The following is an 11,042-nucleotide window of genomic DNA, read 5'->3' as shown; positions in this document are numbered from 1 at the left end:
TGAGGAGAGTGCGGTGTCGCTTGGTCAGGGGAGAAGGCCGCAGGCGCGGCCGGCCTTCTCCAGCACGTCGACCGCCGTGTCGAGGTCGGCCTCGGAGTGGTCGAGGTTGACGATGGTGCGCAGGCGGGGCAGGGTCCGCGGCACGGCCGGATAGACGATGGGCTGCACGAACAGCCCGTCGAGCTGGCAGAGCCGGGCCATGGCGCCCGCCTGCTCGGCGCTGCCGCAGATGACCGGGACCACCGGGGTCTGGCCGGACAGCGTGTCGAAGCCGAGGGCGCGCAGCCGCTCGCGGTACCGCGTGGTCCTGGCCCGCAGTTCACGGACGCGTTCGGGAGCGGCCTCGATCACCTCGATCGCCGCCTTGGCCGCGGCGACCTGGGCGGGGGTGGCGGCGGCCGAGAACATCCAGCCCCTCGCGTTGTTCTTCAGGGCGAAGACCAGGTCGCGGGAGCCGGCGACGTAACCGCCCGCGCTGGGCACGGTCTTGGAGAGCGTGCCCATCTTGACGTCGACGCGGTCCGGGTCGAGGCCGAAGTGCTCGGTGATGCCGCGCCCGGTGTCGCCGAGGACGCCGAGGCTGTGCGCCTCGTCGACCATGAGCGGGGCGTCGTAGCGCTCGCAGAGTTCGACGATGCCCGGCAGGTCGGCGACGTCGCCGTCCATGCTGAAGACGGCGTCGGTCACCACCAGCCGGCCGGCGTCCCCGGTCTTCCTGAGGGCCCGTTCCAGGTCGGCGAGGTCGTTGTGCGCGTAGGTGATGACGTCGGCGCCGGAGAGCCGGTACCCGTCGAGGATGCTGGCGTGGTTGTAGACGTCGCCGATGATGACGTCGCCGGGGCCGACGAGGGCGCCCACGGTGGCCACGTTGGCCATGTACCCGCTGGAGTAGACGACGGCGTCCTCCGCCCCGAGGAACCGGGCGAGGGCCAGTTCCAGTTCCCGGTGGAGGTGGAGGGTGCCGGCGAGCAGCCGTACGCCGTGGGCGCCGGTGCCGTGACGTTCCACGGCGTCGAGGGCCCGCTGGTCGATGTAGTCGTGCCCGATCAGACCGAGGTAGCTGTACGAGGCGAAGTTGAGGAACCAGCGGCCGTCGAACTTGATGCGCGCGCCCTCGGCCTGCTCGATGACGGGCTCGTAGAAGTACTCGTCCCGGGCGACGATCAGGCGGTCCTCCTCGGAGAGCGCGTCGATGCGCCGGTCGAGGAAGCTGCCGCCGGAGGCGTTGCGGAGGCGTCCGGGCAGCGTCCGGCGGGGGACGCGGGCGGCGGCGCGGTCGTCGGCCGGTTGGGGCGGGCGCGGGGCTCGGCGGGCGGGGGCGGGGGCGGGGGCGGGGGCGGGCCGGGCGGGTCCGGGGGCCGGGGTGCGGTAGCGGTCCCAGTCGGGGACGAAGGTGTCGGCGGGTGCGGGCGCCGGCCGGTGGGGTTTCGGGGCAGGGGGCGCGGGGGCGACGGGAGTCACGGCGGGAGCGGGTGCGGGCACGGTGGCTCGGGGCTCCTGGCCGCCGCGGGGCAGTTCCTCCAGGCAGGCGAGGAGGAGGCTGACGCGGCTGTGTTCGAAGAAGACCATCGGGTCGACGTCGAGGCCGCTGCCGGCGAGAGCGGCGGCGAGTTCGACCGCCATCATCGAGTCGAGGCCCATTTCCAGCAGGTCGTCGTCCGGGGAGACCTCGGTGACGTGGAGAATCCTCCGCAGTGCGGTGGCCAGGTGGGGCCAGAGCCCGGTTTCCGGTTCGACAGCGGCGGTCATGGGTTCACCCTTCGCTTGCGCGGTGGCGGACAGGACGTAGTGGGCGGGCGGGCGGCCGAGGACGGTACGCAGCAGGGCGGCGCCGTCGTCCGGGGTGAGGGCGGGCACGCCGTGGGTGGCGGCCCGGGGGGCGATGTCCTCGCCCATGCCGACCGTCCACAGCCCCCAGCCGAGGCTGTACCAGGGGCGGCCGGCGGCGCGCTGGCGGGCCGCGAAGCCGTCCAGGTAGGCGTTGGCGGCGGCGTAGGCGCTCTGGCCGAGGTTGGCGCGTACCGCGGCGACGGAGGAGAAGAGGGCGACGAAGCCGGGCGGTTCGTGGGCGGCGGTCAGTTCGGCGAGGGCGTGCGCGCCGCCTGCCTTGGGGCCGAGCACCTCGGCGATCCGCCGCGGTGTCAGGCCGCGGGCCAGTCCGTCGCGGAGCACCCCGGCGGTGTGGAAGACGCCGTCGAAGCGTGGGGCGTCGGCGAGGAGAGCGGGCAGGTCGCGTACGTCGGCGGCGACGACGTCGAGGGCGCAGCGGCTGCCGAGCCGGTCGAGTCGGTGGCGTGCCTCGCCTTCGCCGGGGACGGTCCGGCCGACCAGGGTCAGGTGGGCGCAGCCCTCGTCGGCGAGGAGTTCGGCGACCCGCAGGCCGATGGCGCCCATCCCGCCGGTGATCAGGAAACGGCCGCCGCTCAGGCGGGGCGGGGTCGCCGGGAGGGGCTGCTGGGGCTCCGTCGTGGGGGTGTGCCAGGTGCCGTGCCGCAGGGCGAGCTCGTCCTCCCCGTACGGGATCGCCGGGAGCGCGGCGGTGGTGCCGGGCTCCAGGTCGGCGAGGCGCACGGTGGTGCGGGGGTGCTCCACGCGCAGGGTGCGGCCCAGGCCCCACAGGGCGGTCATGAAGGGGTCGGGTGCCTCGTCGCCGCTGACCTGGTGGGCGCCGGTGGTGACGATCAGCAGCCGGGGCATCGGCGGGCGGGCCGCCAGGTGCCGTACCAGGGCGAAGACTTTCTGGAGTGCCTCGGTCGCGGGCTCGGCACCGGACAGGCCCTCGGGGGCGACGTAGACCACGTCGTGGAAGGTGTGTCCGGTGAGGGCCTCCTCGAGTCTTTCCGGCGTCAGTTCGCCGGGTGTCAGGCGGATGTCGGGCCGGGGCCCGGCGGGCGTCCGGTCGTCGGCGGCGACGAGCAGGACGGCGCCCTCGCCGTCCGGCGCAGGGCCGGCCGGGTCGGCCGGGCGCCAGCCGACCGTCTCGATGAGGTGGGTCGCGGGCGAGGGCAGGGGGTCAGGGGCGGGCGGCGCGGCGGACTTCAGGGTGACGCGGTCGAGTTCGAGGAGGACTTCTCCCTGCTGGTTGCAGACGGTGGCCCGGCCGCGGACGGCCCCGTTCGCGGGCTCCTCGCCCGCCTCCCGCTCGACCAGGGCGAGCACCGTTCCCGTGATGCGGCGGCGGGCGGTGATCCGGCCGACGTACCAGGGCAGGCAGGCCCCGGCGGCTCCGGCGTCGAGCAGGCCGAGTGCCTGGAAGACGCTGTCGAGCAGCGGCGGCGGCACGAACGCCGGCGCGCAGGTGGTGTCGTCGCCGGTGCGCACCACGGCCAGTATCCGGCCGGGGCCCCGGCGCGCGGAACGTATCGCCCGGTAGGCGGGGCCGTAGGTGATGCCGCTGGCCCGCCGCCACGCGTCCAGCTCGGCGAGCGGCACCGGTTCCGCGCACCCCGCGCCCAGCCCGGCCACGTCGAGGTAGCGCGGCGGTGGCAGCGGGGCGTCCCGGTGACGGGCGGTGGCGTACTCGGTCCCGTCGCAGCGCAGTGAGCACCGCCCGTCGTCGGTGGTGACGTCCAGTGCGGCCCCGGGCCCGGTCACCCGCAGCGGCGCCCGGAAGGCGACGTGCTCCAGCGTGCGGACCCGGTCCGGCCGGGCGGCGTCGCAGGCGCGGAGCAGGACGTCGATCTGCGCCGCGGCCGCGACGACCGGGGTGCCGCCGATCCGGTGGTCGGCGACCAGCGGATCGGCGGCGGTGAGGTGGACCCGGGCGCCGCTCATGTGCGCAGCCCGAATCTCTCGGTGGCCTTGACCAGGCCGTTGACCTGGATGTCGACGGCGTGCTCGCCGGGGTAGTACTTGCGGGTCTGTACCTCCCTGAGGGGGTGGGACTTGCGCAGGCTTCGCCGTTCCCCGGCGGCGAGTTCGAGCGTCGTCAGCTTGAACACCTTGGGGATGCTGCGGCCGTTCTTGCGTACGTGGTGGACGACGTAGTCGACGGTGACGCTGTGCGGGCGGTCGTCGGTGTTGGCGAGGTCCACGTCGATGACGACGGTGTCCCCGACGGTGACCGCCCGCGGGGTGAGGGACAGCCGGTCCACCTGGACGTGCTCTCCCCCGGTCGCGCCCAGCAGTGCCAGGGCCTGCTGGTTGCCCTTCTTGACCAGGGTGCGCAGGCCGTGCTTGACGGTCCATTCGGTCTCGGGGGTGGGGCTCTCCTCCAGCCAGCGCAGGGCGGTGGCGAGGGCGGTGTCCGGATGGTCCTTGGCGATGTCGTTGAGGTTGTTGGCGACGGACTTGCGGACGTACTCCGAGGGGTCGCTGCGCAGCGGTTCGAGGATCGCCAGGACGGGTGCCGGGTCCTGGACGAAGATGTCCAGGGTGCGGGCCCAGGGCAGGCGGGGGCGGACGCCCTCGCTCGCCAGGCGGCGCACGTTGTGGCTGGGGCTGAGCGCCCACTCGGCGACGCGCTTCATCGTCCGGGTGTGGTGCTGCTCGATGTAGGGCCGGATCGCGTACTCGCCGGTGTGGCAGCGGGTGATCGCCTCGATGGCGTCGAGGGACAGCTCCGGGTGGTCGAGGCCGTACTCCTCGACGAACCTGGCCACCGGCATCAGGAACCAGCTGGTGTTGAACATGCCCTCGCCCTCGGCCAGTTCGTCGCCCAGGGTGCCGAGGAGGAGGGGCACGGCGTCCGGGTAGCCGCCGGGCAGCCGGGTACGCAGTCCCTCGGCCAGGACCAGGACGCGGTCCTTGAGTTCCTTGCCGGGGATGCGCTGCTCCACCTCCGCGGCGTACGCCTCGATGTCGAACCCGGGGTGGAGGGCGCGGATCTTCCCGCCGATGAGGCGGGCCGCCTCACCGTTGAAGTGTCGCTTCAGTCCGTACTCGCTAGCCATGGTGCTCGGGCCTTTTCCTGTCGTCGGGTGTGCTGGTGGTGGCGTGGGCGGGGTCCCGGTCCTCGGCCGGGAGCCAGAAGCGCCGTCGGTGGAACGGATAGGTGGGCAGGGTGGTCACACGCTGGTCCTTGCCGTCGTGGAGGGCGGCCCAGTCGAGGTCGGCGCCGGTGTGGTCGTGGTGGGCGGCGAGGGCGGCGTGGAGTTGGCCCTGGTCGGCGTGGTCGCGGCGGAGGGTGGCGATCCAGGCCGGGCCGGCGCCGGTGGCGCCGGGTCCGGCGAGCGTGGCCTTGGCGAGCGGGATCAGGTGCGGGTGCGGACCGATCTCCCACACGGTGCGCGGGCCGGTGCCGTGGAGCGTGGTGACGGCGTCGGCGAAGCGGACCGGCTCGCGGACGGCCCGGGCCCAGTGGGCGGGATCGGTGGCGGTCGCGGGGGTGTGCCAGCTCCCGGTGAGGGTGCTGGCGAAGGGGAGCGTGGGCGGTGTCAGGGGGGTCGCGGCCACGGCGTCCCGGAGCGGGCCGACGGCGCCGTCCATGAGTGCCGAGTGGAAGGCGTGGCTGACCGTCAGCGGCCGGACGGTGAAGGCCGCGTGCGCCCGTAGCCGTTCGAGGGCTTCGGCGGGCCCGGTGACGGTCTGGAGGCGCGGCGCGTTGTAGGCGGCGATCTCGATGCCGGGGTACGCCTCCAGGGCGTCCGCCAGGGTGCGGGCGTCGGTGTGGGCGGCGGCCATGGCGCCGGTGGCGGGGGCGGCCTGCATGAGCCGGCCGCGCTCGGCGGTGAGCCGCAGCAGGTCGGGCAGGGTGAGGACGCCGGCGGTCCAGGCGGCGGTGAGTTCGCCGAGACTGTGTCCGGCCACCGCGTCGGGCCGTACGCCGGCCGCCGCCAGGTACCGCACGAGGGCGACCTGGACGCTGACGATGCCGATCTGCGCGTACCGGGTCTGGTCCAGGAGGTGCCGGGCGTCGCCGTGGAGGAGGTCGAGCAGCGGGACGTCGGTGTGCGGGGCGAGGAGGTCGGCGCACTCGTGGAGCGCGTCACGGAAGTGCGGTTCGGTGGCGAGCAGCCCGCGGCCCATGCCGGCGTACTGCGAGCCCTGGCCGGTGAAGAGGAACGCGGTGGTGGTGCGGTCGATGTGCCGGACGGTCGGCGTGGTGCCGGCGGCGACGGCCGCGAGCCGTTCGGCCAGTTCGGCGCCGGTGGTGCCGTGGACGACGACCCGGTGGCGGTGGGACGCGCGGGCGGTGTTGGCGGTACGGGTGAAGTCGCCGAGCCGGTCGGCGGGGGTGCGGGCGAGCTGGTCGGCGTAGGCACCGGCCAGGGTCCGGAGGCTCTGCTCGTCGGCGGCACCGGCCTGGAGGAGGTGGCTGTCCTGGGCGAGGGGGCGACGGTCCGGAGCCCGCGGTGGTTCCTCGACGATCACGTGGGCGTTGACGCCGCCCATGCCGAAGGCGCTGAGGGCGGCGCGGCGGGGGCGCTCGCCGCGCGGCCAGGGCCGGGCGCGGTCGGCGAGGTGGAACGGGGTGCCCTCGAAGCGGATGTGGTCGTTGGGGCGGGTCACGTGCAGCGTGGCGGGGATGCGTTCGCCCTCCATCGCCAGGAGGATCTTGACGAGGCCCGCGAGGCCGGCCGCCGGCTCGAGGTGGCCGATGTTGGACTTCAGTGAGCCGATCGCGCAGAACTGGGAGCGGTCGGTGTGCGCGCGCCAGGCCCGGGTCAGTCCGTCGACCTCGATGGGGTCGCCGAGGCGGGTGCCCGTGCCGTGGGCCTCGACCAGGTCGATGGTCTCGGGCGGGACGGCGGCGTCCTTCAGGGCCGCGGCGACGACGTCCCGTTGTGCCTTGGGGCTCGGCGCGGAGTAGCGGGTCGTCCGGCCACCGTGGTTGACGGCGGCGCCCTTGACCAGGCCGCGGACCCGGTCGCCGTCCCGTTCGGCGTCGGTGTACCGCCGCAGCACCACGGCGACGGCTCCCTCGCCGGGCACGAAGCCGTCGGCCGTGTCGTCGAAGGCCCGGCACCGGTGACGGGGCGAGAGGGCCATGAGGTCGCCCATGGAGCGGAAGTACTCGGGGCTCAGGGCGGCGTGCACGGCGCCGATCACGGCGGTGTCGACGTCCCCGGACCGCAGGTGCTGGACGGCGGTGTGCAGCGCCACCAGCGAGGAGGAGCAGAGGGTGTTGACGAGGGCGCTGGGTCCGTGCCAGTCCATCAGGTAGGACAGCCGGTTGGCGATCATCGCCTCCAGGCCGAGGCCGCGCCCCTCGTGGGCGCCGTGGCGGACGCGCTCCTCGTGGTAGTGGTCGTGGCTGTAGGCGATCCACAGGCCGGTGGTGCTGTCCTCGGCGCGCCGGCCGGTACGGCCGCCGTCCTCCAGCGCCTCCCAGACCGTCTCGTAGACGATCCGGGCCTGCGGGTCGATCAGCGGGGCCTCGCGGGGGGAGATGCGGAAGGGGGCGGGGTCGAACTCGTCCACGCGGTCGAGGAACGAGGCGTAGGGGCCGGCTCCTTCGCCCTGGCCGCCGCGTTCTTGCGGCAGACCGCGGACGGTGTCCCGGCCCTCGTCGAGGAGCGCACTGAACTCGGCGAGGCCGCGGGCGGAGGGCAGCCGGACGGCCGCGCCCACGACGGCGATGTCACGCGTGTGGGAGGGCTTCTCCGGGGTGGAGCGGGCGGGGGCGCGCCGGGGCCTGGCGGGTGGCTCGCTCACGGCGGGGGGCGGCGGGGCGGCGGCCGGCACGGCAGGGGGCGGGGGTGGGGCGGGCGCGGCGGGTTCCGGCGGGGGCGCCGTTGTGTCCTTTGTCCCGTCGGCGCCGGTGACGGCGGGCGAGTCCGCGAACGCCGGTGCCTCGGTCAGCAGGAACTCGGCGAAGTGGCGCGGGGTGGGGTACTCGAAGAACACCGTGGGGTAGAGGGTGAGGCCGTGTTCGTCGGAGAGGCGCTCGCTCAGCGAGACCAGGCCGACGGAGTCGAATCCGGCCGACAGGAACTCGGTGTCGGCGTCCTCTGCCGTGGTCCCGGTCAGGGCCAGGAACCAGGTGAGGAGCCGTGCGGGGGCGCTCGCCGGACTGGTGGTGGCGGCGTTCGGGGTGAGGGGGGCGGCCCGTTCCGGAGCGGGGCGCGGAGAGGGAGCCGGTGCCGGGGCGGAGGGAAGTGCCTCCGGCGCGGCGCCGAAGGCCGCCGCCGGCACGCGCTTGGAAGCCATGTCGGTGAAGGTCAGCAAGGGCCGGCCGGTCGCGTCGGTCACGGTCTGGGTGACGCGGCACGCCTCGTCGTTCCAGAAGGCGGTGCGGGTCCGGACGTAGGCGGCCTCCTCCAGCGGGCCGTGCACCTCGACGCGGCCGGCCGAGAGCGGGATGAAGGCGGCCGCGTCGCCCGCGCCGAACACCGGGTTGTCCGGGTTGATCGCGGCGATGGTGACGCTGTCGAGCAGTCCGGGGAAGAGTGCGGTGCCCGCCGGATTCAGCGGCTGCTGGCGGGCGCCTTCGACGCGGGCGAGTGTGCCGCCGTCGGCGAGGCCGGCGACCCAGGAGATGTTCCGGTAGTAGCGGCCGTGGTGGTAGCCGATCCGGCGCAGCCAGCGGTACAGCCCGGAGCCCGCGTGGATCTCCGCGCAGGACTCCAGGAGGGAGGCGACCGGTTCGGGAGACACTTCGGCGGTAGGCCCGGTGAGGTAGCGGCCGGTGACGAAGGGTTCGCGGCTCTCGGCGTCCTCGACGGTGAACGCGCCGTCGCCCGCCACCCGGCAGACCACGCGAAGGGCCCCGGCGGGGATGAGGGGGCGGTGGAAGAGGATGTCGGCGACGCCGTGGAAGGGCGCGCCACGCAGGGCGGCTCCCTCGCGCAGGAAGTCGAACCAGGCGACGCCCGGGAGCATCACCGTGCGGTACACGGCGTGCTGGGCGATCGGTGTTTCACCGGGGCCGAAGACCCGGGCGAAGGCGTGTCCCCCGGCGTCGGCCTCGTCGGGGGCGTCCGCCGTGGGCGTCCCGGGTTCGGCGGAGCGCAGCGGCTCGGGGAGGTCCAGGGCGGGCCCGTCGGGCTGGGCGACGGGCAGCAGCCGCTTGTGCCACGGGTGGCCGGCCTGGAGGGCCGTCCAGTCGATTTCGTGACCGGCGGCGAAGAGTTCGGCCGCGACGGCGGCGGTCACGGCGGCCACCCCTGGCGCGTCGCGGACGGCGGCCAGGCGCGCGCAGAGCTCGCCGTCGTCCTGCCGCGCCGCGTCCTCGGCGGCGCGCGAGGGCTCGTCGTCGCGCCGGAGCACGTCGGCGAGGGCCTGCTCCAGCGGGACGCGTCCCCAGGCGAAGTCGGTGACCGCCGCCCACCCGGCGGGAAGCTCGACGGCGTCCTCCGGGAGCCCGGCCGCACGCAGGGCCACGGTGAGGGCGACCGCGGTGCTGAGCCGCAGCAGCTCTCCCGAGAACGTCTCCAGCCGGCGGCCGGTCGCCGTCTCGAAGAGGCTGAGGACCTCGTCGACCGCGGGGGTGGCGCCGCGCAGGGCCGCCAGCCAGGCGGGCGGCGTGGCGGCGGCGACCGGGCGGACCGGCACGGTGGTCCGGGGCGGCTCCTCGGTCCCGCCGGGTCGCAGCAGCCAGGTGCGCAGGGCCCGGGCCAGTGCGGCGGCGTCCGTGCCGCAGACCGCGAGCCGTTCGCCGTGGTGGGGCCGGGCCAGCCGGGCGGTGGCGCACACGTTGGGCAGGTCCTCGGCGGCGGCGGGGAGGAACTGGAGCCACTGGGCCGCCAGTTCGCGGAGTCCGTGAGCGGTGGTGGCCGACAGCGGCAGCACGTGGACCGTCGGGGTGACGGGGCCGGCGGGGGCCTCCGCGGCGGGCACGGCCACCGCCCGGGCCACGACGTGCGCGTTGGTGCCGCCGAAGCCGAAGCCGCTCACCGCCGCCCGGCGGACCGGCACCGAGGGCCAGGGGCCCGGCTCGGCCGGCAGGTGGAAGGGGCTGTTCGCCAGGTCGAGGCGGGGGTTGGGCCGTTCGACGCCGAGCGCGGGGACGAGTCCTTCGCGGAGCAGGACGAGGATCTTGGCGAGCCCGGCGAGGCCGGAGGCCGAGTGGAGGTGGCCGATGCGCCGCTTGAGGGAGCCGAGGGCGACGGAGCCACGCGGGACCCCGGCACGGCCGAACACCTCGGTGAGGGCGCGCGCCTCGATCGGGTCGCCGATGGCGGTGCCGGTGCCGTGCGCCTCGACGTACTGGACGGTGGCGGGGTCGATCGTCTCGTAGACCTTGCCGAGGAGTTCCACCTGGGCGTCCAGGCTCGGGGTGGTGACGCCCATGGTGGCGCCGTCGTTGTTGACGGCCGCCGCGTCGATCGCGCCGAGGACCAGGTCGCGGTCGGCGAGGGCGGCGCGCAGGGGTTTCAGCACCAGGGCGACGGCGCCTTCTCCGGGCACGTAGCCGTCGGCCCTGCTGTCGAAGGTCCGGCAGAGGCCGTCCGGTGAGAGGGCGCCGTTGCGGGAGAGCAGGACGAACGTCAGGGGGTCGATGAGCAGGTCGACCCCGCCGACCACGGCCAGTTCGCAGGCGCCCGCGCTCAGACTCTGGCAGGCGAGCCAGACGGCGGTGAGGGACGAGGAGCAGGCCGTGTCGACGACGAGGCTGGGGCCCGACAGGTCGAAGCGGTCCGAGAGCCAGGCCGCCATGAAGTTCTGCGATCTGCCCCACAGGGCGGCCGGGCCGGCGGCCGTCTGCGGTGCTCCGCCGAGGCCGCGTCCCTGGTCGAAGCCGTAGGCGTTCATGCGGGCGCCCACGAACACGCCCGCGTTGAGCCTGCGCCGGGTCCGGAGGTAGCCGGAGTCCTCCAGCGCCCGCGCGCCGACCTCCAGCATGGTCCGCTGTTGCGGGTCGAGGCTGCGGGACTGGTCGGCGGTGAGGCCGAACGCCGTGTGGTCGAAGGAGAACGGGTCGAGGAGGAAGGCACCCCGGTGGTGGGAGCCCTGGTGGGGGCCGTCCCCGAGGTGGAGGTCGCGGCGCCAGCGGCTGGGCGGGACCTCGTCGACCTCGACGGTGTCGCGCCGCAGCATCTCCGTCAGGTCGGTGGCGTCCTCGGCGCCGGGGAGCCGTGCCGCCAGGCCGATGACGGCGATCCGGCGGTCCTCTTCGTTCACGGCGGTCCTCCCGGTCGGGTCTGCGGTGGGGTGCGTGG

The 11,042-nt window shown here is 74.9% G+C and carries 3 protein-coding genes; all 3 read right to left on the bottom strand.

Annotated features, from left to right (window positions below):
- Positions 1–24 precede the first annotated feature (24 nt).
- Genes OIM89_RS29540 through OIM89_RS29530 form a run of 3 tightly spaced genes read right to left on the bottom strand, consistent with a single transcriptional unit; the run spans position 25 to position 11,004 of the window.
- Positions 25–3,774 carry a bifunctional SDR family oxidoreductase/pyridoxal phosphate-dependent aminotransferase family protein gene (locus OIM89_RS29540; protein ID WP_264491755.1) on the bottom strand — a complete coding sequence of 1,250 codons (3,750 nt, stop codon included), beginning with the start codon at positions 3,772–3,774 and terminating at the stop codon, positions 25–27.
- Positions 3,771–4,892: a DNA alkylation repair protein gene (locus OIM89_RS29535; protein ID WP_030700193.1), complete on the bottom strand. Its 1,122-nt coding sequence runs from the start codon at positions 4,890–4,892 to the stop codon at positions 3,771–3,773. Before OIM89_RS29535 ends, OIM89_RS29540 begins: the two co-directional genes overlap by 4 nt.
- Positions 4,885–11,004, bottom strand: a complete 6,120-nt coding sequence (locus OIM89_RS29530) for a type I polyketide synthase (protein ID WP_226964884.1) — start codon at positions 11,002–11,004, stop codon at positions 4,885–4,887. Before OIM89_RS29530 ends, OIM89_RS29535 begins: the two co-directional genes overlap by 8 nt.
- Positions 11,005–11,042 lie beyond the last annotated feature (38 nt).

The sequence above is a fragment of the Streptomyces sp. BI87 genome, assembly GCF_025957665.1.
Classification (GTDB): Bacteria; Actinomycetota; Actinomycetes; order Streptomycetales; family Streptomycetaceae; genus Streptomyces; species Streptomyces albidoflavus.
Note: the sequence above shows the minus strand (reverse complement) of the source record. Positions and strands in the feature narration are given on the sequence as shown.